Origin of the sequence: Acinetobacter piscicola (genome assembly GCF_002233755.1) — a bacterium.
GTDB classification, from domain to species: Bacteria; Pseudomonadota; Gammaproteobacteria; order Pseudomonadales; family Moraxellaceae; genus Acinetobacter; species Acinetobacter piscicola.
Genome location: NZ_NIFO01000028.1, coordinates 1 through 25,531 on the forward strand (window position 1 = coordinate 1; position 25,531 = coordinate 25,531).

26 protein-coding genes are annotated in these 25,531 nt (G+C 37.5%); 12 read left to right on the top strand and 14 right to left on the bottom strand.

The annotated features are described in order from the left end of the window. Nucleotides 1–616 (top strand): S41 family peptidase (locus CDA10_RS14995; protein WP_267284021.1); only part of this gene is annotated, 616 nt, incomplete at its 5' end. Between the two features lie 22 nt (nt 617–638). Here CDA10_RS14995 and CDA10_RS15000 read toward each other — a convergent pair. The 3 genes from CDA10_RS15000 to CDA10_RS15010 form a co-directional block, all read right to left on the bottom strand. Beyond that, the gene (locus CDA10_RS15000; RefSeq protein ID WP_157909363.1) at nt 639–968 is read right to left on the bottom strand and encodes a hypothetical protein; all 330 of its coding nucleotides are present in this window, start codon (nt 966–968) and stop codon (nt 639–641) included. A 17-nt stretch (nt 969–985) separates the two neighbouring features. Then, on the bottom strand, nt 986–2,119 hold the full coding sequence (locus CDA10_RS15005; protein WP_089606387.1) for a glycerate kinase family protein: 1,134 nt from the start codon (nt 2,117–2,119) through the stop codon (nt 986–988). Between the two features lie 86 nt (nt 2,120–2,205). Next, a complete protein-coding gene (locus CDA10_RS15010; RefSeq protein WP_157909364.1) occupies nt 2,206–2,397 on the bottom strand; it encodes a hypothetical protein in 192 nt (63 codons plus the stop codon). Between the two features lie 92 nt (nt 2,398–2,489). Between CDA10_RS15010 and CDA10_RS15015 the strand changes: the two genes are divergently transcribed. Then, nucleotides 2,490–2,939 (top strand): carboxymuconolactone decarboxylase family protein, encoded by a 450-nt coding sequence (locus CDA10_RS15015; protein WP_089606389.1) that lies wholly within the window; start codon nt 2,490–2,492, stop codon nt 2,937–2,939. A 112-nt stretch (nt 2,940–3,051) separates the two neighbouring features. On the opposite strand, the gene CDA10_RS15020 is transcribed toward CDA10_RS15015, so the two are convergent. From CDA10_RS15020 to CDA10_RS15050, 7 genes are all read right to left on the bottom strand, one after another. Beyond that, on the bottom strand, nt 3,052–3,618 hold the full coding sequence (locus CDA10_RS15020) for an HdeD family acid-resistance protein (RefSeq protein WP_089606390.1): 567 nt from the start codon (nt 3,616–3,618) through the stop codon (nt 3,052–3,054). Nucleotides 3,619–3,750: 132 nt separating this feature from the next. After that, on the bottom strand, nt 3,751–4,509 hold the full coding sequence (locus CDA10_RS15025) for a hypothetical protein (RefSeq protein WP_089606391.1): 759 nt from the start codon (nt 4,507–4,509) through the stop codon (nt 3,751–3,753). A gap of 54 nt (nt 4,510–4,563) precedes the next feature. Next, nucleotides 4,564–5,010 (bottom strand): NUDIX hydrolase, encoded by a 447-nt coding sequence (locus CDA10_RS15030; protein ID WP_089606392.1) that lies wholly within the window; start codon nt 5,008–5,010, stop codon nt 4,564–4,566. Between the two features lie 88 nt (nt 5,011–5,098). Continuing rightward, nucleotides 5,099–7,744 (bottom strand): type I DNA topoisomerase, encoded by a 2,646-nt coding sequence (topA, locus tag CDA10_RS15035; RefSeq protein ID WP_089606393.1) that lies wholly within the window; start codon nt 7,742–7,744, stop codon nt 5,099–5,101. 29 nt (nt 7,745–7,773) lie between these two features. Further along, nucleotides 7,774–8,223 (bottom strand): ammonium transporter, encoded by a 450-nt coding sequence (locus tag CDA10_RS15040; RefSeq protein WP_089606394.1) that lies wholly within the window; start codon nt 8,221–8,223, stop codon nt 7,774–7,776. A 324-nt stretch (nt 8,224–8,547) separates the two neighbouring features. After that, the gene (locus CDA10_RS15045; protein WP_089606395.1) at nt 8,548–9,594 is read right to left on the bottom strand and encodes a hypothetical protein; all 1,047 of its coding nucleotides are present in this window, start codon (nt 9,592–9,594) and stop codon (nt 8,548–8,550) included. Between the two features lie 159 nt (nt 9,595–9,753). Beyond that, complete coding sequence (locus CDA10_RS15050; RefSeq protein ID WP_089606396.1) at nt 9,754–9,999, bottom strand: SlyX family protein; 246 nt, start codon at nt 9,997–9,999, stop codon at nt 9,754–9,756. A gap of 34 nt (nt 10,000–10,033) precedes the next feature. Here CDA10_RS15050 and CDA10_RS15055 point away from each other — a divergent pair, with 34 nt between their 5' ends. Continuing rightward, complete coding sequence (locus tag CDA10_RS15055) at nt 10,034–11,944, top strand: ATP-binding cassette domain-containing protein (protein ID WP_089606397.1); 1,911 nt, start codon at nt 10,034–10,036, stop codon at nt 11,942–11,944. Between the two features lie 353 nt (nt 11,945–12,297). Beyond that, nucleotides 12,298–12,525, top strand: a complete 228-nt coding sequence (locus CDA10_RS15060; protein ID WP_089606398.1) for a hypothetical protein — start codon at nt 12,298–12,300, stop codon at nt 12,523–12,525. A gap of 175 nt (nt 12,526–12,700) precedes the next feature. On the opposite strand, the gene CDA10_RS15065 is transcribed toward CDA10_RS15060, so the two are convergent. Both CDA10_RS15065 and CDA10_RS15070 read right to left on the bottom strand, forming a co-directional pair. Beyond that, on the bottom strand, nt 12,701–13,678 hold the full coding sequence (locus CDA10_RS15065) for an acyltransferase family protein (protein ID WP_089606399.1): 978 nt from the start codon (nt 13,676–13,678) through the stop codon (nt 12,701–12,703). A 30-nt stretch (nt 13,679–13,708) separates the two neighbouring features. Further along, nucleotides 13,709–14,260, bottom strand: coding sequence for an O-acetyl-ADP-ribose deacetylase (locus CDA10_RS15070; protein WP_089606400.1), 552 nt, complete (start codon nt 14,258–14,260; stop codon nt 13,709–13,711). Nucleotides 14,261–14,441: 181 nt separating this feature from the next. Here CDA10_RS15070 and CDA10_RS15075 point away from each other — a divergent pair, with 181 nt between their 5' ends. Further along, nucleotides 14,442–15,377: an LpxL/LpxP family acyltransferase gene (locus tag CDA10_RS15075; protein WP_089606401.1), complete on the top strand. Its 936-nt coding sequence runs from the start codon at nt 14,442–14,444 to the stop codon at nt 15,375–15,377. A gap of 385 nt (nt 15,378–15,762) precedes the next feature. On the opposite strand, the gene CDA10_RS15085 is transcribed toward CDA10_RS15075, so the two are convergent. After that, nucleotides 15,763–16,878, bottom strand: coding sequence for an endonuclease/exonuclease/phosphatase family protein (locus tag CDA10_RS15085; RefSeq protein ID WP_089606403.1), 1,116 nt, complete (start codon nt 16,876–16,878; stop codon nt 15,763–15,765). Nucleotides 16,879–17,064: 186 nt separating this feature from the next. Between CDA10_RS15085 and asd the strand changes: the two genes are divergently transcribed. From asd to truA, 5 genes are all read left to right on the top strand, one after another. Further along, the gene (gene asd / locus CDA10_RS15090; protein ID WP_089606404.1) at nt 17,065–18,183 is read left to right on the top strand and encodes an aspartate-semialdehyde dehydrogenase; all 1,119 of its coding nucleotides are present in this window, start codon (nt 17,065–17,067) and stop codon (nt 18,181–18,183) included. Nucleotides 18,184–18,344: 161 nt separating this feature from the next. Then, nucleotides 18,345–19,862, top strand: coding sequence for a FimV/HubP-related protein (locus CDA10_RS15095; RefSeq protein ID WP_089606405.1), 1,518 nt, complete (start codon nt 18,345–18,347; stop codon nt 19,860–19,862). 48 nt (nt 19,863–19,910) lie between these two features. Further along, entirely contained in the window at nt 19,911–21,221 is a 1,311-nt protein-coding gene (locus CDA10_RS15100; protein WP_089606406.1) for a FimV/HubP family polar landmark protein, read from the top strand. 48 nt (nt 21,222–21,269) lie between these two features. Then, complete coding sequence (locus tag CDA10_RS15105; protein ID WP_089606407.1) at nt 21,270–22,244, top strand: asparaginase; 975 nt, start codon at nt 21,270–21,272, stop codon at nt 22,242–22,244. An 8-nt stretch (nt 22,245–22,252) separates the two neighbouring features. After that, nucleotides 22,253–23,050 (top strand): tRNA pseudouridine(38-40) synthase TruA, encoded by a 798-nt coding sequence (gene truA / locus CDA10_RS15110; RefSeq protein ID WP_089606408.1) that lies wholly within the window; start codon nt 22,253–22,255, stop codon nt 23,048–23,050. 89 nt (nt 23,051–23,139) lie between these two features. On the opposite strand, the gene CDA10_RS15115 is transcribed toward truA, so the two are convergent. Further along, on the bottom strand, nt 23,140–24,150 hold the full coding sequence (locus CDA10_RS15115) for an AraC family transcriptional regulator (RefSeq protein ID WP_089606409.1): 1,011 nt from the start codon (nt 24,148–24,150) through the stop codon (nt 23,140–23,142). 228 nt (nt 24,151–24,378) lie between these two features. Here CDA10_RS15115 and infA point away from each other — a divergent pair, with 228 nt between their 5' ends. Beyond that, nucleotides 24,379–24,600, top strand: coding sequence for a translation initiation factor IF-1 (gene infA, locus CDA10_RS15120; protein WP_001284370.1), 222 nt, complete (start codon nt 24,379–24,381; stop codon nt 24,598–24,600). A gap of 482 nt (nt 24,601–25,082) precedes the next feature. Next, nucleotides 25,083–25,490, top strand: coding sequence for a hypothetical protein (locus tag CDA10_RS15125; RefSeq protein WP_089606410.1), 408 nt, complete (start codon nt 25,083–25,085; stop codon nt 25,488–25,490). Nucleotides 25,491–25,531: the final 41 nt, after the last annotated feature.

The window sequence follows — 25,531 nt, forward strand, 5'->3', positions numbered from 1 at the left end:
TTTAATTTTAGATTTGCGTAAAAATGCTGGAGGTCAGGACAGTTCTGCTGAACCTGTATATAAACTACTTGGTGAAGCCGAATATTGGAGTGAAATACCACAACTTTACACTTCACCAACGAATATTCAAGCTTATAAAGACCTAAAAAAAGTGATACCCGATACCGAAACAAAAAAGAAGATTGGCGAAATCATCAATAAAATGGAACAAAATAAAAATGATTGGGTCTATATAGAAGGCAATGCATCATTATTTGTAGACAAAATTAAGAAAAAAGATGTATTAGCAAACCCTAAAAAGGTTGTTGTTCTGACGGATGAAGATTGTGGAAGTTCAGGTGAAGAGTTTGTTAAAACTGTTCGACAAAACCCAAGGGTTGTGACCATGGGTAGAAATACTTATGGAGTATTAGATGCTTCTAATTTAAGAGACATAAAAACACCATCTACCAAATTGTCTTTATGGTATGCAACATCCTATGTACATCGTCGTGCGGGACAAGAAATTGATAATATTGGTATTCCGCCAAGTATCAAACTACCGATTCCTAAAGATCAGCAAGCTTATGATGATGAAGTGAAGTTTGCTCAAAAATATTTAGAACAGAAACTGTAATTTTTCAATAAAAAGAACACTATTATTTATAGATACGAATCGTTTTTGAATCAATAACTTGGTATTTTAACCCCAGTTTTTGAGTCGTCATTTCAAGATAAGCGAGGAAATTTTGATCTCTTAAATTGATAGCAAAACTCTGCTTAGTATCAACATTTTTATCAATAATAATTTTAATTCCTTTTTCACCTTCAATTAAATATGCCATGGTTTGAATAGTATTATCTGCAAAACGAAAAGAAGTTTTATTACCTTGATTTAATTGATTTTGTACATCTTGTGTCACATCTGCCCATACAAAACTAAAGCTTTGGATACAGAGCAATAAGACCCCCAACATTATTCTTTTCATACATTTCTCTCAGTTCATTATTTCAAAAGTCGTGCCACATTTTCACAGGTTCTTTCTAAGTTTCTCTCACCATTTTTTAGCGCTGTCTGCAAATCACATACGCCATCAACAATCCCCAAAATAGCAGTGAATCCTTCTACATAGAGTTCTTCAATCCCCTCACCAATATACCCCGCACAGGCAATTACAGGTTTATTCAAACGCTTTGCCACTTGAGCTACACCAAAAGGCGTTTTCCCAAATTTGGTTTGAAAATCAATACCACCCTCACCAGTAAAAACATAATCTGCATGCACAATCTTTTCGGCAAGCTGTGTTTCTTCAATGATCATTTCAACCCCTGAACGAATTTTCGCAGCAGCAAAAACCATGAGTCCAAAGCCTAAACCACCTGCGGCACCTGCACCTGCTATATGTTTAACATCGATATCGAATTGCCGTTTTACGAGATCGGCAAAATAATTCAGATTACGATCTAGAATTTTAACCATTTCAGGACGAGCACCTTTCTGCGGTGCAAAGACATGTGATGCACCATTTTCACCACATAAAGGATTATTCACATCACTGGCAATCAGGATTTCAGTATTTTTTAATCGTGCATCTAAGCCTGAAAGATCAATCGTATAAACTTGATCAAGTTGTCCTCCACCTTGTTCAACCGCTTGACCATTTTGATTTAGAAATTTTGCACCTAAAGCCTGTGCCATACCTGCACCTGCATCATTGGTGACACTACCGCCTAATCCAATAATAATTTTAGTTGCACCATGATCCAAAGCCGCTTTAATCATTTCTCCTGTACCAAAGGTACTGGTGAATAACGGATTGCGTTTTGATTTTTCAATGAGATGAATCCCGTTTGCCATCGCCATTTCAATAACAGCGGTTTTATCATCATCAATCAATCCAAAATAGGTATCTATTTTCTGATGAGGGAATGGGCCTGATACTTGAATCGCAACTTGTCGCCCCTTCCTAGCAGTAATCAATGCATCGACTGTCCCCTCACCACCATCGGCCATTGGAACATGGATAAATTGAGCATCGGGAATCGCTTTTTGAATACCACGTTGCATCGCAATACATGCTTGCTCAGCAGTCATACTTTCTTTAAACGAATCAGGCGCTAAAATAAAAGTTTTCATCATTCATCATTTTTTAGAATGTTGATTTTATTAATAACATGATTTCTTAATCACTCGGCTTTTCTTTTTTACTTAAATATCGTTTTTCTTCATTTCTTAAATTTTTCTTCACCTCGTAGATAGAAGTAACATGCGATTATGATCAGCAATGCAAAGAAACCGAGAATCACACCTATCCCAAAATCAATACGAATACCGTCTTGTTGTAATTCTTTAGCCATGAAAAATACGATACTCACCATAGCAGAGAGAATGAAAGAAATCTTATAGCTTTTATTCATGATTATTTTTATGCATAAACTAAACAAAGTGAGATTCATTTTACAGATAAAATCATTCTGAACAATAATTCTCTCTTCAAAATAGGTTATATATGCAACGTGTAAATTTAGGCAAAACCGCCCCTGAACTCTATAAAACGGTATTAGAACTTGAAAACTTATCTATGCAAAAAGTTCAACACGCTGGACTTGATGTCGGATTCTCTCACTTACTTAAATTAAGAGCTTCTCAAATTAACCAGTGTGCCTTCTGTGTTCGTATGCATACGCAAGATGCGATTAAAGCAGGCGAATCTATGGAACGTATTGCATTGATTAGTGCTTGGCGTGAAAGTGGTTATTTTTCAGAGAAAGAACGAGCTGCTTTAATTTTAATTGAAGAAATGACTTTAATTGCCACTCAACATTTCCCAGACTCAGCCTATCAAGAAGCTGCAAAAGTATTATCTGAAGCAGAAATTAGTGCAATTGAATGGGTTGCAATTGTGATTAATACTTGGAATCGTATCGCGATTTCAAGCCAATATGCGGTCAATCCATAATTAAAAAATCAAATTCATCATCAAACTAAAGCTAGAAGCTGATCTGCGCTAAACGAGAAAGGAGTCTAAATTAGACTCCTTTTTTAATCTTTTGTTTTTAAATCTTTTATTTTTAAGAATGACTTGCAGGTGGAATTTTTTTAATGGCCGCCGCAAAAGTTAGATAATTTACGCCTTGGAATAAAATATCTACACCTAAGAACATACCTAATACCCAAAATGGCGCATCTGGAGATGCAAGAATAATTGCACCTGTTGCTAAAGTCAGTAAACCTGAAAATAATGTCCAACCCCAACCAGACATAGGCTTCAATATAAATGCGTTAAAGACGCGTATAAAACCACCAATCAATAAAATAATTGCCAATAGATTCGTTAATACTACAGCCGTAGTGATTGGCGATTTGAAAGCATAATAACCTGCGATAAAATACAATATGCCAAATAGCGCCCATAACCAACGGAAGCTTCCATCAAAAATTTTAAATGCTGCGATCAGGTGTAATACACCGCCAATCATCATCAATATACCAAATAAAACCACAACGGTTAGTGTCGCCATTCCCAATGAAGCAAGTAAAACCAATCCAAAAATGACCAATAATGCTCCAAGTAGCAAATACCATTTCCGATTTTCATGTAACTGATGACGAATTAAATCATTTCCAACTGTACGCATATTCTTCTCTTCGTTGTTATTGATTAATTTTATTGTTGATCTAATTCAAGTTTTTGTCTGTATAAAATCTGCATCCAAATAAGAACAAAACGACTGTCTTGTTCTTGATCAAAAATATGGATTAAACAAGACTTATTTCACCCAACCCATTTCTTGCGCAGTTAAACGGCTAATCATGGTGTCATGCAAATTGTTCGGTATTTTGCTCTTGGTTTGAGAAATTGGGATATAGCCTCCCATGATCTCAGCACGTTGTTGTGGGTACAAAGGTCGTTGTTCAGGGTTGGCATAACCAAGCGGATAAATTGGTTGCCCTGTTGCACGGTCATATTTATCTTTTGCACCAAAGGTATGCAGTAGTTCATGTGTTAAAACCATTTTATTACTGCCGCTTTGTTTACGAGAGGCAAACAGATTTACTGTTCCAATACGACCACGTTCTAAGGCTGTGGAATGTTTTAACGTTTTGTGAATTTGAGGATCATAAAAGTTGAGATATAGAGTCACTGAAGGAGATCCATCAACACCCTCATGTTGTTTCCATGCATAAAATCTAAACTTCAGACTCCATAGAATATTATCTAATGCGCTCGAATTATCAGGCGTTTTTGGTGGTAATACTGTCAGCTCTCGCCCTAATCTAAAATGAAATGCGATGGGTTGATCACGAAATTCTTTAGACTCTGTTTGTAGATAGTTTTGGATTTCGATGGCATCATTACTCGAAATTTGTTGAATATATCGTGAGGTCGTTGCTTGTCTATCTGCATTAATTGGATGAATTAAAACAACAATCGGTTTAGACCAATCTTGATTCATATCTCGCCAAGCATTGATACCGACAACCAGTAAAATGACAAGTAAAAGTGTAACTCTAATTTTTTTCCACATCTTCAACCTCAATCTTTATGAGATAATGTTTAATAAACGGGTAAAATTTAATATTTATTTAATTTCTAACAATACTTCTGGTTTATTTATAACAAAATGCTCCCAAACAAAATCATAGAGTTTTTTCTGATTTGAAAATACAGCCAACGCTTTCGCTTCAATTAAACTACACCATTTATAATCTGTGTGCTCATCATTTAAAACCACAGCTTGATTTTTATCACAAAATCCTACAAATGTAGGAATCATTTCGATCACATTCTGACTTGCTTCATAAAATTGCTCTATGTAATCCGCACTAAATAATTGGCGTACTTGAATGCTTGTTTCCTCACCAACTTCACGAAGGACAGCCTGACTCGCTGTTTCATTGGTTTCTACTTTGCCAACAACATGACACCAAAAACCTTGCTTGACGCGTTTCATCAATAGGATTTTTAATTCGCCTTCTATTTCTGATAATAAAACAGCGGATACAGCAATCGAGCGTATTGGAATCATTTTTAAACTAAACTTATTTTTATGGATTAACCTTTATCATATAAAAAATGCCCACCAAAGTGAGCATTTTATAAATTATTTTTACAACTTAGGCTTCAACCCATTTTCCATCTTGATAAACCAACGACCATTTGGTTTGTTTGCCTTCTGGGGTTTCTGAACCAATATACTGCGCTTGGTTTTTACGGCTGAATTTTACCAATGTCGGATTACCTTCTGGATCTTCATCAGGTGCATTCAAAATGAATTGATACTTCGGATCAAGTTGATCTGCAACAGAACGTAATTCAGCAACTTTTGGTGCACGTGTTTCACGCACTTTCGGGAACTTGCTTGCAGCTAAAAATAAACCTGCCGCACCATCACGAAGCACAAAGAAATCATCATGTTTGGTTGAACGTAAGTGTTCCATTTTGATCGGGTCTACACGTGGCGGTGCAGGCTGACCATTTTTCAATACTTTACGTGTATTATCACAGCTCATACATGCGAAATATGGACCAAAACGACCCGTTTTCAACTGCATTTCACCATCACATTTATCACATGGAATGGTTGGGCCATCATAACCTTTGATTTTGAACTCACCTTCTTCAAGTTCATAACCATCACAGTCAGGATTGTTCCCACAAATATGCAGTTTACGACCACCATCAATCACGTAACTGTCCATTGCAGTACCGCAGACTGGACAACGCTTTTTCGACATTAAATCGGCAGTTTCAGCACCATCATCATCTGAAAGTATAGCCAATGACTCAACTGGGGTTAAATTCAACGTTCCTTTACAGCGTTCTTTTGGTGGTAGGTTATACCCTGAACATCCAAGGAATACACCTGTCGTTCCAGTACGAATCTGCATTGGACGCTCACATTCTTTACAATGTACAGCTTCCACTTCTACAGGTAAATTACGGCGCATACCGTTTTCACCCTGAGCAGTCGTTAAACGTTTTTTGAAATCACCATAAAAACTATCTAAAAGTTCTTTCCAATTGCGCTGACCATCCGCAACTTTATCCAATTGCCCTTCTAAATCTGCGGTAAATGCATAATTCATGAGGTTATTGAAATTTTCATCTAAACGATCTGTGACGATTTCACCCATCTTTTCTGCAAAAAGACGGCGATTATCAAGCTTCACATAACCACGATCTTGAATAGTTGAAATAATCGCAGCATAGGTCGAAGGACGACCAATTCCACGCTTTTCTAATTCTTTAACCAATGAGGCTTCAGTAAAGCGTGCAGGTGGCTTAGTAAAATGTTGTGATGGATCTAGTTTTTCAAGTTTTAGTACTTCGCCCACTTTAACCGCAGGTAAAAGTACATCATCATCAGATTTGTTCTGACCACGAACTTTAGTAAAACCATCAAAAACCAACGTACGACCTTTGGCTTTAAGCTCGACACCATTCGCATCGACTAAAATCGTTGATGATAAATATTCTGCTGGTGTCATTTGACATGCAACAAACTGACGCCAAATTAAATCATAAAGACGTTGTGCATCACGTTCGACACCTACCAAACTGTCACCTTTCAAGGCAACATTGGATGGTCGAATCGCTTCGTGGGCTTCTTGTGCGTTAGCTTTATTACCATAACGATTCGGTTTTGCAGGAACGTATTTTGCACCAAACTCAGTTTCAATATGTGTACGTACCATATTGACAGCATCATCACTTAAGAATGTTGAGTCAGTACGCATATAGGTAATAAAACCTGCTTCATACAAACGTTGCGCAAGCATCATGGTTTTCTTTACCGAATAACCTAGACGTGTACTTGCTGCTTGTTGAAGTGTCGATGTGATATAAGGCGCACTTGGATTGACCTTAGTCGGTTTATCCTCACGTGTTGCAACCTTATACTCAGCACCATTCAAAATACTCAATAAAGCATCTGTTTGTGCTTTATTTTGTAATTTTAAGGTCTTACCGTTTTGTTTAACGGCTTCTAAACGAATTTCCTCTTTCTGAGACTTGGTATCTGCAAAAACTTGCCAATATTCTTCAGGGATAAATGCACGAATTTCACGTTCACGCTCTACCACAAGTTTAACTGCAACAGATTGCACACGGCCTGCTGAAAGACCACGGGCAATTTTCTCCCAAAGTAATGGAGAAATCATAAAGCCAACAACACGGTCTAAGAAACGACGTGCTTGTTGTGCATTGACTTTGTCAATATCAAGGCGTGCTGGATGCTTAAATGCATCTTGAATGGCATTCTTAGTAATTTCGTTGAAGACCACACGTTGGTAACGTGAGTCATCACCACCAATCACTTCTTTTAAATGCCAAGCAATGGCTTCCCCTTCACGGTCTAAGTCCGTTGCGAGATAAACCTCGTCAACTTGCGAAGCAAGCTTTTTCAGTTCAGCAACAACATGTTCTTTGCCAGGCAGCACTTCATAGTGTGCTTTCCAGTCATGTTCAGGGTCTACACCCATACGATTGACCAAAGCTGTTTGTGCTTTTTCAGCCTTCTGTGCTTCAGTTAATTTAGTACGAGTAACAGGCTTTTTTTCTGTCGATTTACTTGAACCACCTGTAGGTAAATCACGAACATGACCTACCGATGACTTCACAATATAATCTGAGCCTAAATATTTATTGATGGTTTTCGCTTTTGCAGGCGACTCCACAATCACTAAGGCACGTTTTTTTCCAGCATTAGGAGAGTCTGCTGTAGTGCTTTTGCTTGTTGTGGACCGAGGAGCTTTCGCCATAATGAACCAATTATCCTGTGTTTATGAAATTAAAATTCAGCCAAATTAAGTAAAAATGCTTTCATATCATCAAGTTGCGTCGCTCTTAGGTCTGTTTCTTCATCCCAATACATACCGACACAGTTTGCTTGCATATCAATAGCATAAATACCTTTTAATGCAATGGGAAGATCATTAAATTTCGCATCCCCTTGGATGATGATTAATTTTGAATCTTCAACTCTTGCACGCATCAGAGGCAACCGAGCTTCTGGAATAAGCACACTATAATATGCCACCATACTCGCTCTTGTTTCTGTTGCCTTCGGTATTTTAGTCCAATCGGGTGCAGCCACTAAACGAGGGTATAAACCCATCTTACGGGCCTTTTCTCGCATTAAACCTAATGCTTTTTCTCTAGGGCTTACGCGTAAACCAAAAATCGAGCCCAATACAAAAATAATGATAATGAGCGCAACCCAAAGACCAGTGTGTTCCATAGTTCACCTTTTATTGCTTATATTAGAGTTGCATAAGCTGAATATAAAACGCAAGTTTGTCAGATAAATTAATTTGCAAATAGAATTCAACCACATGAAACATAAAATGTAATAACCATATGAAATAATTAATAATTCACAAGTAAAAACAATGTTAATTTAACCCAATTTTCAATTCAATATTTTTAAGAATAAATCTTAAACGATTTTAAAATTGTGGTTTAATCGACTTTCTAAACCTCAATACAGCATAAATTTAACGGAATAATAATAAAAATTTCTATTTTATTAAGACCTAAATCTAGCAAAAATAGCAAAGAGAAATTAGTTTAAATACATTTCATGACTATATACAACTTCATGCCCATTCCAGTAAATATAGCCTTTTTCAATCAGTTCTTTGAGTAACAATCGAATATCAGACTTCGGAAATAATTGTTCCAATACATCTCTGAGCTCATAAATATCTTTGGGTTTATTATTTTTCAAATCATTCAATTTACGAATAACTTCTATCTGTACTGGATCAATTTTTTCAAAATTTTTAAAAAGTGCTTTTTGCACATGCTCAGTTGCATCTTGCTGTAAAGTATCACTTAATTTCTGTTCAGCATTTTGCTTTAAACTTTCTAAAATTTGATCAATTTTCTCCACCTTCATTTTAGGTTGAGCTTTTGTCTCTGCTGCATCTAGACTCATTTCACTTACAATTTCAGGTTGTTCAACTTGTAAAGCAACCCATTGTTTTAATACTTTTTTACGAAATGAAACCTGTTCATCAAAGCGTTTCACAATTCTTAGATTAATTAACATACCCACCAAATGCTGTGCTTTTTCTGGAACAATATGCAAGACATTGCCAATAGAATTTCTTAATTTTTCAATCGTATTCGGCTTTCCAGACATTTTGCCTAAAGCATCGCAATACTTTTTCACCAGTTGTAAATAAGGTTTTTCTTGAATGGTTGTTGAGCTTGGAAGATTAAATTGATGTTCTTGTAGATCTGTGTCTGATTGCGTCTGAATCAAACTACAACTCAAATCTGAACTACATAAAAGATCAATGAGCATTTCACTATCAGACATTGCAGAAATCACTTCAATATGTGTTTCCGATGCCAACAATGCCATCAATTGCCCCACAACAACAGCATATTCAAATTCTTTTTGAGCAGCGTGTGCCGTTTCTAAAATCACGATTTGTCCGCTACTGACCCAACTTGAAAATTCAGTTAAATCTTCTAGCGAGTATTGAAAACCACCATCACAATTAAACAGATATAAAGTTGGATAATGCTCAACAATATCTCTCAGCATTTTTGCCGATGGCATATTATTTTCAAGATCAAGTAAAACGACTTTATTCTGCATGGTTAAAGAGTTTGCTATTTATCTAAAGTGATGCATTACAACGAGCTTTCAAGAAAAGGTCAAATAGAAATATCAAATAAACCGACAAATTGCATACGATTTCCAACAGACTGAGTGTCATATTCAACGATTTGAATTCACATAAAAATTCAGAATCTGTTAATAATGCGGCGGACGATTGGTCATTGGATCAAATGTTGCAATACCTTCTGACAAATCTGAAGATTCCACACGTTGATACAATAATTGCATTTGTTTTTTTAAATCAGCAAGTTCTAAGCTTTGTTGAGTCACTTGGTCATTTAATTGTTCGACTAAATCATCTAAAAATGCAATTCGGACTTGCAAATCTTCTATGGGTGCGGAAAATGGCGCCTGATCATCAAGATTTTTATGTTTAGTCATTTTAAGTCCTCATTTGGGATGTTTAGGAAACAGTATGGCCTATATTACGTTAAGGGATGTCCAACTCGCGTTTGGTGGACCTGCCCTGCTCGACGGCGCAAACTTCAATTTAGAACGTGGCGAGCGAGTCTGTTTGATTGGTCGTAACGGTGAAGGTAAGTCTACTTTACTCAAGCTTATTGAGGGAAGTTTATTGCCTGATCGTGGTGAAATTGCCTTACAAAACGGGATCACCATTTCCATGCTTGCCCAAGATGTCCCTATGGACTCAGGTAAAGTCGCTGACATCGTTGCCGAAGGTGCGGGCGAAGCTGCTCAAGTGCTCAAAGAATACCATGAAGCCAGTGATGCATGTGTATTGGGCGATATGGAAGCTTGTGATCGTATGGGGAATTTACAACATAAATTAGATCTCCTTGACGGTTGGGCTTTAGAAACCAAAGTTAATTCTATTCTAAGTAAAATGGGTTTAGACCCTGAAGCCGATCTTGCAGATTTATCGGGTGGTCGTAAACGTCGTGTTCTTTTGGCACGTGCATTACTGACTCAACCTGATGTGTTATTGCTCGACGAACCGACGAACCATTTGGACGTTGAAAGTATTGAATGGTTAGAGAAATTTTTACTCGATCAAAATAATTTAACATTACTTTTCATTTCACATGACCGTTCATTTGTAGACAGTATTGCGACCCGGATTGTTGAACTTGATCGTGGCACTTTGCGTAGCTACGAAGGTAACTATTCACGTTATCTAGAATTAAAAGCAATGCAAATGGAAGCCGAAGAAAAGCAAAATGCTTTATTTGATAAACGCTTAGCTGAAGAGGAAGTTTGGATTCGTCAGGGTATTAAAGCTCGTCGTACACGTAATGAAGGTCGTGTTCGCGCACTTAAAGACTTACGTGAAGAATCTAAAGCCCGTCGTTCACAACAAGGCAAAGTGAGCATGGCAACACAGGACGCTAATCGCTCTGGTAAGTTGGTCTTTGACATTGAACACTTACGTGTAGCTTTTGGCGATAATGCACCCATTATCAATGATTTCTCAGCTTTGGTTTTACGTGGCGATCGTATTGGTTTAGTCGGTGATAATGGTGTTGGTAAGACAACCTTAGTCAAAGCAATTTTAGGCGAACTTGAGCATGGTGGCTCTGTGAAAACAGGTACACAGCTTGAAGTGGCTTATTTTGACCAATTGCGTAATGCTTTAGATCTTGAAAAATCAGTCATGGCAAACGTTTCAGAAGGCTCTGACTTTGTGGATGTGAATGGTGGACGCCGTCATATTTACAGCTATTTACAAGACTTTTTATTTTCTCCTGAACGTGCCCGCACACCTGTAAAAGCACTGTCTGGTGGTGAACGTAATCGTATTCTTTTAGCAAAATTATTGCTTAAACCATCTAACCTGATTGTGATGGACGAACCAACCAATGACTTGGATATGGTGACTTTAGAATTACTTGAAGAAATGTTGAGTGGTTATAAGGGAACATTGTTATTGATTTCACATGACCGTGCCTTTATGGACAATGTTGTGACATCCACTTGGGTCTTTGATGGCAAAGGTAATATTGATGAGTACATTGGTGGTTATCAAGATTATTTAGAGCAACGTCCTGATCAGAAAGTCGTTGATCAAAAAAGTGATGTGAAAAAAGCCCTTGCTAAAGCTGAAGCAGCGACTGCGCCTGTTGAGGTATCGAGCAAAAAAGTAAAGTTGAGCTATAAAGATCAACGCGCTTTAGAGCAGTTACCTGCGGAAATGGAAGCGCTTGAAAAGGAACAAGCTGAAATTAATAAATTGCTTGCAGATGGTTCTTTATTTGTTTCAAATGCAGACAAAGCCATGCAACTTTCAGCACGTCTAACAGAAATTGACGAGTTGCTTATGGAAAAATTAGAGCGTTGGGAAGAATTAGAAAACCTGATCAAAGGTTAATCTAAAGCGTGTAAAAAACTCCGCCATCGTGCGGAGTTTTTTACAACGGTTCACATTTAAAAATACTGAACTCATCCATTCAATACATTTCAACATTGCTTAAAAATTTTCAGAAATAATTAAGTTTGAGTAGAACAATAAAACCGAGATGCATTATTCATAGAAATCTTAATTTAACTTTAAAATATCTTTGGCGTTACCATAGCACTTCAATCTTACAAAAATTCATTGCATTCCAACTATTTAATACTACATTTACTCCATGATCTTTCCACATAAATCATTGAATATAACACTATCGAATCTAACCAGATATCGAACATATCAAAGCGCTTAAACAGAGAGTAGACATTATGAAAAAAGTTACATCATTATTAATCGCAGCATTCACTACAGCCGTTTTTGCAGGTTCAGCAATGGCAGCAACACCTGCACAACATACAACACAAAAACCAGCAACTCATCAAACAGCTACACACAAAACACATAAGCAGCATCAGACAAATCATGTTAAAAAACATAGTGCAGCAAAAACAGCACCTAAAAAAGTAGAGGATAAAGCACCAGTAGCCAAATCATAAAACGCATGAAATTCTCCCAAATTAGAAGCTATATCAGTGATATCGCTTCTAATTTTATATATAATTCAATCATTTAAACTCAAGATCAAAGCACATTGGGATCTAATACAATCTTCAACGCTAATTTTGGTTTTTATCTACGCTTTAAACTATTCATAACCATATAAAATTCATACTATTTCAAACCTAATCTCTCAACAGGTTTTATTAACCACAACGACATTTTTCTTAATAACATATCAAAAAATTGCTGTTGTAAAACCCAGCAGGTCACCACAGATAAACCCATACAAATCACAATCTCGATAAAAATATGAGTCTCTAATTTCCAGTACCGTGAAATAACAATCACGACAAAACCATGCAGTAAATAAACAGGTAAAGTATTTGTGCCGAGTTTAAGAAAACGAGACTTGAATAGCTTTACAATGGCGAAAATAGCAAAAATCCCTAGACTTGAAATAGCCATACACCCTAGTCGCATCCAAGTGCCATCCAATGCACTGACTTTAAGTTGTTGATAACTTAAACTTCCATACAGCCAGAATTGATTGATTTGGCTTAAATAAACAAAACTAACAATGCATAAAAGGACCAATAATCCAAACCACTCTGCATAGCAAATTGATCGAATATTTTGAATGATTGCTTTGCCATAAACAGCACCAATCACGAAAAATGGTAAGAACGTAAAAATTCGCCCAATAGAATATTGATAGTTATTCCAAGGGCTTAAGCCTACACACAATGCCAAAATCAAAGCAATCCAAACTGCAAATTTTGTTTTGATCAAAAAGTGCGTCAGTAATGTCCAAACCATCATGCCAAGCAAGTACCACAGAATCCAATACGGCCGTTCAAATAAATTCCAATTGATCTGAAAATGACCCGACCAAATCGTATCAAAAGCCGGAAATAAAATCTGAAAAGGAAGATACAGTGAGATAAAAAATAAAATATTTTTAAACCAATTCTTATCTTTAAATAGCATGCCAGAAACAAAAATAAATGCAGGCATATGCACAAAATAAATCGCACCCAATAACGTATGCCCGATTGGATCATTCCACCCGATCATTCTTTCTAAAAAATGTCCCAATACCACGAGAAAGATCAGAACAGCTTTACTGGTATCTAAATAAGTATCTCTCATGGCAATATTTTTCTATTTAAACAAATTCAATTATATACCTAAAACGTGAAATTGATTTTGATCAACTTCAGCAAGCTGTTGACGATAAATTTTAAAATTTTCCAAATCAAAACAAACAAAATTGATTTCATCCAAGCTCTGAGCATTTTGCATATATTCAAGCACGACTTGAATCGCAATATTCGCTGCCTGATGTTTAGGAAAATGATAAACACCTGTTGAAATATTTGGGAATGCAACGGTGGTCAATTGGTTTTTTTCTGCAAGCTTCAAACTATTTAAATATGCATTTTTGAGTAATTCATCTTCACCACTCTGACCATTTTGCCAAATGGGTCCCACTGTGTGAATCACATAACGACTGGGTAATGTCCCTGCTGTAGTCATCACTGCTTCACCAACCGCACAACCACCTTGTTTTGCTCTTATTTTTTGACAATCTTCTAATATTTGAGAACCACCTTTACGATGGATCGCACCATCAACTCCACCACCGCCTAATAAAGAAGTATTGGCAGCATTGACAATCGCATCTACTTTTTGAATCGTAATATCACCTTGAATCAAACGTAGCGTTTTCATTTTCAATATCCTTGTTATTCATTATCCATCTCAACACATCCAATATTTTTGTCATGTGTTGAGAATACAACAGATCTTAGGTCCTACCGAATTGCTCTGTTTAGCATGCAATTTTCTACTTTAATCAGCTTCATGCTACACTTCTTTCAGTCTTAACTTACCCCAAATTTACAAAATTGCTATGAGCAAAAAGCATCAGTACGAACCTGGAGAATTTTATTGGGCATTCTTGCAACCTAAATATTGGGGCATTTGGATTGCTATCGTATTCCTTATGATACTTGCCATTTTACCGTGGTCGATTCAGCATCGTTTGGCGACAGTGTTAGGCAATATTGCGTTTAATCGTCTTAAATCACGCCGTAAAACCACGATACGTAATTTAGAAGTCTGTTTTCCTGAATGGTCTCCCGAACAAGTGATTGAAAATTCACGTCAAGTTTTTGTCGACCAAATGATTGGCGTTTTCGAGACCTTAAATGCTTGGTATTCCCCACAATGGTTTAAAAATCGTGTCAGCATTGAAGGTTTAGAACACATCACTCAAGCGCAACAACAAGGCAAAGGCATTCTATTGCTTGGAACACATAGCACCATGCTCGATGCAGGCGGTTATTTATGTACGCAATTCTTTGAACCTGATGTGGTTTACCGTCCGCAAAACAATCCTCTTTTAGATATGCTGATCTACCGTTGTCGAGCAACCATTTATAAAGCTCAAATTGACCATGATGATATGCGTGGGCTGATTCGCCATTTAAAAGATGGTGATGCAATTTGGTATAGTCCAGATCAAGATTTTGGTTTAAAACAAGGGGTGATGGCGCCATTTTTTGGAACACCCGCAGCAACGGTAACTGCACATCGTCGTTTGTTGAAAATATCGAAGGCTGTTGCTATTCCGCTTTATTTTTATCGTGATGGTGATATTAAAAATCCTAAATATCATGTTTTGATTGAACCTGCTGTTGATCCTTTACCGAGCGAAGATGAGTTAAATGATGCAATTCGTGTCAATAAAATCATTGAAAATCAGCTTCGTATCGCACCAACGCAATATATGTGGTTTCATCGCCGCTTTAAAACTCGCCCTCAAGGCTATGACAAAATTTACTAAATCGAATGGGTTCAATCTCTAAATTTTAACTTTAAGAAATACACTCGATAGCTTTACGTGCTTATCGAAAAATGATGTCTTTTTAATTTTCAATCTCCATAAAAAACACAACCCGAGTTCTGCATCCTGCAAAACTCGGGCTTATGAGGTTGTGCTTTCGTGTCTTATTTTTATTTTATTTGGTGATCCATTCCAACATCAAATCCATGATGATTATTCCATCAGCTTCGTCTTCCTTAGCGGGACTCTTCCTTTCCCAATCCGTTTGCCGATGAGTAAAGATTAAGCCCAAATGCTTTGTGATACTATCCGCTTCGGGACTAAATCCATGTAAGCAATTTCTTACAAATCTGAACCATTTCACATTATTTTTGTCTAACCGTTTTCAATCTCGCCGATAAGAATCTGTAATCTCATCCGTCACCTTTTTCTCTTCTTTTTCAGCTTTTTCAATCCCTTCTTGGATCGCTTGCTGTGCTTCTACCTCATCTACATCTGACTGTTCAAGTTCTTCCTGAATCTGCTCAAAGACACGCCCTGTTTGCAAAACCACATAAATAGGAAAATGATCTGATCCAATATGAGGCAAACGTTCCATATGTACTAGGGCAAAATCCGTACTGTGAAATAGGTGATCCAAAGACCATCTTAAAAACTTATAATCCGCATGAAAAGTATTGATGTAGCGACGCCCTACTCGCGGATCAAGCAAGCCACTGATCCTTTGGAATAATCGTGTTGTACGTGACCATGCGACATCATTTAAATCCCCCATCACAATGCAACTTTCATCTAAATCTCTAATTTGATCTCCGACAATCAGCAATTCAGCATCACGTAATGTTGAATCTTTGGCTTCAGTCGGGCTTGGTGGTTTAGGATGTAAACAGTAAAGCTGTACTGCTTGTCCAGAACGTAAAATAACGGTCGTATGAATCGATGGAATTTCATCACTCAAAATAAATTTAACATCTGTATCCACCAGTTTTAATTTGCTGTAGAGGTGCATGCCATACAAATTATCTAAAGGAACAGGAACTTGATATGGATAGTCATTTTCAATTCTAGCAAGTTCATTTTGCCAAGTTCGATCTGTTTCTAAGGTGAGTACAATGTCAGGTTGATGTTTTTCAATTTGCTCAATCAGTAAATGATATTGCTGATTCGGAGTAAGCACATTAGAAACAATGACTGAAATTTGTTGATCACGATTTAATTGATATTTTTTAACCTGCTTAACCTGTTTTTTCCATAAAAAGGTATAAGGTAAAACCATCTTCAACTGAAAGGCCAAAGCTGCGATTAGAAAGAATAAAATAACTTCACGGCTTAGATCCCACGGTGCTTTCCAAAATAGCAAAAACAATAAGGCGATAATACCTAAAGCCAAGATCTGTAGTCTTGGAAAATCTGTTCCACGAAACCACCACTCATCTCGCGGAATCAATGACCAAAAGCTCAGCCAAATCACAACAACTGCCAATACTTCAATCCAAATCATATTTTGTCACTCTTATATTCTTAATTTTTTATTCATTCATAAATTAATATCAATTTTGCATGTATCATAAACAAGATATATTGCACAATATAGTTGTGTTTTCATTGTGTATGCTATTGCAGTTACACACCCTTTTGATACACTCAAGCCCCCTTTTTATTTTTTAACGCACCGAGGCAAAGTGACATGAAAGTAGGTCTGGTCGGTTGGCGCGGGATGGTTGGTTCCGTCCTTATGCAACGTATGGTTGAAGAGAATGATTTTGCTCATTTTGAGCCATTCTATTTCTCTACCAGTAATGCAGGTGGTGAAGCCCCTGCTTTTGGTGGTAAAACTGCTCCAGCACTTATGGAAGCGACGGACATTACCAGTCTGAAGCAAATGGATGTCATTATTACCTGCCAAGGTGGCGATTATACCTCTGAAGTTTTCCCAAAGCTAAAAGCTGAAGGTTGGAATGGTTACTGGATCGATGCAGCGTCTACATTACGTATGGATGATGAAGCAATTATCGTTCTTGACCCAGTTAACCTAAATGTCATCAAAGATGGTTTAATCAATGGTACTAAAACATTCGTTGGCGGTAACTGTACAGTTTCGTTAATGTTGATGAGCATGGGTTCTTTATTCCAACAAAACTTGGTGGAATGGATGACGGCGATGACTTACCAAGCGGCTTCTGGCGCTGGTGCGCAGAACATGCGTGAGCTGATTACAGGTATGGGTTATCTTTATAATAATACTAAAGACCTATTAGACGATCCACGCTCAGCTATTTTAGATATTGATGGTAAAATTGCTGAATTACAACGTGGCGAAGGCTTCCCTTCTGCAAACTTTGGCGTACCTTTAGCTGGTTCGTTGATTCCTTATATCGACAAGCAACTTGAAAATGGTCAATCGAAGGAAGAATGGAAAGGTCAAGTTGAAACCAACAAGATCTTAGGTAATTCTCAAATCGTTCCGATTGATGGACATTGTGTACGTATTGGTGCGATGCGTTGTCATTCTCAAGCATTAACATTGAAATTGAAGAAAGATGTACCGCTTGATGAAATTGAAGACATGATTCGTCAGTCTAATCCATGGGCAAAAGTAGTTCCAAATACACGTGAAGCATCCATGACTGATCTTACTCCAGTGGCTGTAACAGGTACTTTGTCTGTACCTGTAGGTCGTTTACGTAAGCTCAACATGGGTAAAGAGTATTTAGGCGCATTCACAGTGGGTGACCAATTACTTTGGGGTGCTGCTGAGCCTTTACGCCGTATGTTACGTATTTTAATTGACTACAAAAATAGTTAAAATCGTAAAAAAACTCGACATTAAAAAAAGCCGATCTATCTTGATCGGCTTTTTTATGTAACTATATTTATGTAACCACAATGTTAAAATTTTACATTTAGAATACAGCTAGGTATTGTATAATTTTAGAGGCTTGTACTTCGTCAGAACAATGGATAGAGATGACTAGATATAACAAATTAAAAATCGCCATTTTAACCATCATGACTTCGCAAACAGTGAGTGCGATCACGCTCACCCCGATTCAAATTCAATCTGGATCTGGGGATTTACTTTATGCTGAGATGAAATTTAGTAATGCCAATCCAAATGAAAAAGTTGAAGTTGGTTTAGCAGACACAGAAGACATGATGAGTGTCGGATTTGCAAATCAGCCACCAGGGCATTTAAATTTCTATACACGACGTTCTCATGATGGTACTGGAGTTATCGTCATCACTTCCTCACGTCCGATGGTAGACCCAGAACTGAATATTTTATTAAAAGTAAAAGAAGGAAGTGCGACACATCTTCAACAAATAAAAACAGCTTTAACTCGTGGTCGTCCAAATATCCCCATAGCGAAACCGAATGCCACAGGGAATGAGAAATTACTGACACCACAAATCATTGTTAGTGAAAAAGATATTGCTCTTAACTTACCAAGCAGTACCTCATATCGGGCACATAGTACTGCGCCTACATCTACCAACACAGTAAAATCTGTACTTTCTGCTTCAACAAATGCACAACAACCATTGGTCATTAGTGTTACTGCACCACCAACTTTACAAGCCGTGCAAAATACTACCTCTCAAACCAAAACAGTGAATTATTCTAAAAATACTCAAGCAATCACTCAACAAGCATCTGTAACACCGATAAAAGCCGCTCAACAAATTCTAGATGTGCAAAAAACAGGAATTAAACCAGAAGTAGTCACAGCGAAGACTGAAACTGAGGCAGCAAAGACTGAAACTACACAATCTAAGCCTGAAACAACGAAGTCAGAAACTGTTCAAGCTGAAAAGGCTAAGACAGAAACGACAAAGCCTAAACCTGAAATTGCCAAAAAAACAGAAACGGCAAAAGTAAAACCTGAAACAGCAAAAACGGTACCATCAGAAAAACAACAAGTCAAAAAAGTCAGCAATAACAATGCCCCTAAACATGTTGTTCAAGCCAATGAATCACTTTGGACAATCGCTTCAAGAATTTCTGCTGAAACACATCAAAGTATTCCTGAAGTCATGAAACAAATTAAAGAAAATAATGCCAATGCATTTATTCAAGGCGACGTTAATCGTATTCGTCGTGGTGCTGCATTAAATCTGGCGGCAAGTTATAAACAAACGCCTCAAGTTAAATACAAAACACCAACTGCGCCAATCACCACAAGAAAACAGTCAGGATCTGCAAAGTACCGTTTAGACCAAGCAGAAATGAGCTTGATTGCTGATAATGAGCAAAATGTACCACAAGGCTCTGCCAAGAAAAATACTCAGGTGAATCAGACAAATACTGAATTATCTACAAAAGTTATGACATCCCGTGAAAAAACGGTTAAATTACAGAGGGACGTAACTCAACTTGCATCGGCTTTACAAGAAAAGAACCGACGAATTCAACTATTAAATGCTCGGCTTGCGCAATTGCAACAACAATTGCAGCAACAAAATGTAAAACAGCCAAAAAGTTAGAATGTATTTAGGATATTGATTCATTGTGCTCAATGAAGGGGAAATAAAATGTTGTTGTATGTGATTCCATTTATTTTACTGTTGGTTGTTGCCATCGTTTTAAAAAAACGTGAAGATGCCAATAAAGAAAATACCAGTTCTAACGCCAGCGCTAAAAAGAATAATAATAAAAAGACTGCGAAGAAAAATGTAGCACGTACTGCACGTAGCACGACTTCTCAAGGGCAAACTGCTGTTGTTAAAGAAGAAGTTGTTATTACGCAAACCGCAAAACCGTTAAGTCCTGAATTAAAAGCAAATATTGAGAAATTAATTTCAGATAAAAATTACTCCTCTGCTGAAGCAAAAATCAATCAAGCTTTAAATCAAGATAATGCACAGCATGAACTTTATTTGTATTTAATAGATATACATTTAGCGCAAAAAGATGAGTTTGCTTTTAATCAATTAATTAACCACATTCGCTCACTGGGTTTAGATGAGATTGTTGTTAAATCCAAGGAAAAGCAAAGCTCAACTCAAGCAAAAACTGAAAATTCAATTGAATCGATTGCATTTGAACCTGTTACATCAAATACGTCTGAATCGAAAAGCAATCATGCTGCATTTGACGCTTTAATTGATCATACGCAAACAACGCCAGAACACTCGACTGAACCACAAACATCAAATAATGTACTTGAATTTGACACTTCAATTGATGCAGAAAGGCAAAATGATTCATTACAAGAACAAGTTCAACCCTTAGAATTTAATCTTGACTCAATCACTCAAAAAGACACAACGCCTACTGCTGATTTTTCATTTGAAGCTCCCGCTCCAACTGAAGAAAAGAAAGCAGAAAATATTGCACCTTTAGAGTTTAGTTTTACACAAGCTGAAACAGCAACTCCTGTTGTAAATGATAAACCAGCAGAAGAAATTGCAACCGAATTTAAACTCGACTTTGCTGAACCAATTGCGACGCCAACAGTTGAAGAAGAAACAACTGTCACACACCCAAATGAATTAGAGTTTAAATTTACCCCGAACGAAGAAGCCGAAACACAACCCACTTTTAGTTTTGATTTAGATCAGAAAACAGAACAGACTGAAGTAGTAGTTCCTGCGTTAAACCTTGAAGCAACACCATCAACAGCTGAAACAGACCAAACTGTCGATTCAAGTGATCCCTTGGTTCAATCCTTCCCTGAATTAGCTCAAGTGGATGAAATTCAATTAGATTTAGACCTTGCTCAACAATATATTGATTTGGGTGCATATGCATCTGCTCGTGAACTTCTCTCACAAAATGAATCAAAATATACGTCTGAACAACGTCAATTGTCTCAAACATTACTCAATCAAATAGCTTCTTAAAGCTATTCGTTCTAAGATAAAGCAGTCATTCATGGCTGCTTTTTTATTATGAACAAGAAAATTGCTTTAATTTATATGGGTGGAACTTTTGGCTGTGTCGGTGAGCCTTTGGCACCAATGCCTGAGACTGAATTTCTACCTCGGCTACAACACGTACTTCCATCGCATCTAAAAATTGAGTGTTTTAAAGCACCGAATATTAAAGACAGTAGTGCTTGCACTGCCTCAGATTGGCTGGCACTCATTCAACAAATACAAAGCCTTCAACTACAAAATTTCCAACATTTTGTCATTATTCATGGTACCGATACACTCAGTTATGCTGCAGCGACACTTTCTCGATTCCTCGCTGAATCTTGTCATGTAGTCATCACGGGGAGTCAGTACCCTCTTCTGAATATTTCAGGTGAAAATACTCGTGAATTTACAGATGCCATTGATAATTTAAATACAGCATTAGATGCTGTAATGAGCCTTCCTGTGGGGGTTTATCTCGCCTTTTTTCACCAAGTGATTCATGCTCGGACTGCATTAAAAACCCATAGCACTGCACTGGATGCGTTTAGAGGACAAATCGTAGATCAGGAAATTAATATTGATCCTCACGTTATCAATGTACAACTTACACATATTGAAAAAGCAAAAACACTCAATATTATCAATTGGATGATGTTGCCTATCGAACAAGAACAGCTGGCTCATAATTTAGATTTGATACTCACTAAACCACCTCATTTTTTAATTATTCAAGCCTATGGTGTAGGTAATCTTGCGGTAAATGATCACATTGTTCAAAAAATTAAAGCACTACAACTGAATGGCTGCCAAGTGGTTCTCTCCACACAAGTCCCATTAGGCGGTATGGACCAACGCTATGCAGTGAGTCAATGGATCAAAGATGCAAAAATTTTAGTCAGCGATGCACTCAGTCAAGCAGATCTTTATGCCAAAATCCTCAAAATTTATTTACAATACCCCACTTCGGAACAATGGCACGACCATTGGTATGATCTTCCTGAATAGAGGTTTTTATGCAACGCTTTGCAATTGGTATTGAGTTTTGTGGCATTCGTTATAAGGGTTGGCAAACTCAGCAAGCAGGTGTGCGAAGTATTCAGGAAACCATGGAAAAGGTGCTGAGTAAAATTGCTGATGAGCCCATTATTTTACACGGTGCGGGTCGTACCGATGCAGGTGTGCATGCGACCAATATGGTGGCACATTTTGATACCAGTGCGATCCGTCCAATGCGTGGTTGGTTAATGGGTTCAAATAGCCAATTGCCAAAAGACATTTCGATCCAATGGATTAAAGAAATGGATCATGATTTCCATGCTCGCTTTAAAGCGCAAGCACGGCGCTATCGTTATGTGGTCTATCAATCTGCAAATCGTCCAGCTTTATTACATAAACAAGTGACACATGCATTTTATCCGCTCGATGTCGATAAGATGATTGAAGCTGCCAAAAAGTTTGAAGGTACGCATAATTTTGAAAGCTTTCGTGCAGCCGCATGTCAGTCTAATCAACCTGTGCGCCATGTTAAACACTGCCGTTTAATCCGACATGGCAATTATTTGGTTTTAGATATTCAAGCCGATGGTTTCTTACACCATATGGTACGTAACATCATGGGTTGTTTATTGGAAATTGGTCAAGGAATGTATGAGGTTGATCATATCGATCAGATTTTTGCTGCTGAAAACCGTAAAGCTGCGGGAATCACAGCACCACCTGATGGCTTGTATTTCATCCATGCAGATTATCCTGAACAATTCGAATTACCTAAAATGCCTTTAGGCCCTCATTGGCTGAATATGCCAGAGTAGTTTATTTTCGAATTCTTCCCTAACCCTTCCTTTGAAAAAAGGAAGAGGAATTCCTCTCGTTTTATAAAAGAGAGGTTAGGGAAAATTTCTCAACGCTGTTTACGTTTTCTATATTCCACTGGCGTTTCATTGGTCCAACGCTTAAACGCTCGATAAAACGTACTTGGCTCAGAAAAACCGGTTAAATAAACAATACGCTCTACACTTTCATTGGTATTGGCCAATAATTTTTTAGCTAATCGACAACGATAGTCAGAAAGAATTTGCTGAAAGCTGGTATTTGCCTCAGAAAGCTGAGTACGCAAACGGCGCGGTGTAATATTCAGTTGAGCAGCAACCGTTTCCAGTGTGGTTTCACCACTCTCTAAAGTTGAACCAATCGCACGGCGAACTTCCCCAACAAGATCATAACGTGCAAGCTCTTGGAGTTTTTCTAGCGCCAATTGCTCATGGAGCTGTAAAAGTTCAGGTTCAGCTTGCCACAATGGATAATCTAAAATGGCTGGATCAAAATACAAACGCGTTTCTTTTTGTCCCAAACTTACTGGGCATTCATAAACACGAAAATATTCGGCATCTGAAGCACCTTGGCTGAAATTAAAATCGATATAAATCGGTTCAAAACGCCCTTCAGTAATAAATTTAAAAAACCGTAAAATCCCAGAAAGTGCACATTCAGAAAAATGACGATTGACAATATTATCTCCCCAAGGCTGCTGACCATTGGTTAAATAGCACCGTCCATTATCATCAACCACCAATGTCGCATGAAAAGCATCACTAATTAAACGTTGATATGCCAAAGCGCGCTTGAGCCCTTCACCAAAGTTTTCACTTGAAATAAATAGGTGTTCAATCACTTGCCCTCGATAAAGAGGTAAGTGCTCACCAAGATGTAATCCAATATCAAGATCACGGCTAACCTCTTCAGCCGCAGTCCAAAAAGCATATTGTGCGTTGAGCGGAGTACGTGCATTTTGATCGACTTGATTTAATGTCACTCCCGCCTTGGATAATATTTCTTCTGTCGGCAATCCTGCACGACGGATCGCTTGATAGCCTAATCGTAAAACAACCGAAGCATCAGTTAGCTGACTCACGCAGTGCCCTTCCTTGTATGTTATTCATTTATACTTAAATCATCAGATTTAGATTACAGTCGATTGGCTAAACTGACAATATTTATCCGCTTTTTTTTGTAGAAATTGTTTAACAATATGTTCGCCTATTTTCAAGTCATCTGCCACCTTGTAAAGTCGAATAATCTTGTCTTTCTATAAAAAATTGCCTATAATTTGCGCCTTTCCAATTTGATCATCAGGTAGGCTATGGCCAATAAAGAGGAACTTATCGAGTTCGAAGGCGTTGTCACCGAAACGCTTCCAAATACTATGTTCCGTGTACGTCTAGAAAACGGTCACGAAGTGATTGCTCACATTTCTGGTAAAATGCGTAAACACTATATTCGTATTTTAACTGGCGACAGTGTTAAAGTCGAAATGACACCATATGACTTAACTAAAGGTCGTATTACTTATCGTGCACGCTAAGTTCTAGCGGAAGCAAAAGCCACTTTGAGGTGGCTTTTTCATTCTCACGATCCTTCTTATTTTACTCATCGATCCATTGCTATCGTTTGGCAAGGTATTCTCTTACTCTCTAAAATCTAATCAACTCATCATTAACCTTCTCTTCAAAACATCTAGAATCTTCAAAGCTTTATAGATGATGATTTAAATTAAAGTTAAAGCTATCTTGTTTGAGTTAAATCTTAGCTCCACGCTTTATCTATCTCACTGTTCTCCATAGAGTTTAAGCATTATTTGGGAATATTGAAGTGAATTTTACTGCTCAATGCTTAAATCCATTCCCAGTGCTGATCATTCAACATTCTCACATTCTGCTCTGATATTCAAATGCATAGACTGTTTCTGCTTGTCTATTTTACTCATTCACCCCAGCTGAAATTTGTTTATTTATTGCACTCAGACTACACTATTTAAAATAGAGTCGTAGGCCTTGGAGTGCAACAATGAAGTTAGCTCGACAACTTTTATGGGCAATAGGTTTTACAATTCCTTTAACAGGATGCCAAACCAATGTACCTAGGCAAATGAATTTAGATGAATATTTACAACAATTTATTGGTTCAAGTCGTTCCGAAATTCAGCAGAATTTAGATTTCAAAGCATTGGGCTATCAAACTTCTAAAAATATTCAAAGCACTCCTACAGAGCTCAGTTATACCATTCTCAGGCCACTAAACATTCCAATGGCTGGAGCTAATGCAACCGTAGGTACAAATGCGGCGGGTGCGCCTGTGATTCGTTATGACATGACAGCAACGCCCACCTATGATATTAATTTTAGTTGTAAAGTGACCTTTAAACTGAAAGATGATATTGCACAGTCTATTCAATACCTAGGCAAAGCGTGTTAATTCGATGTGCGATAAATTGATTTGAGGTTGTTAATCGCGCA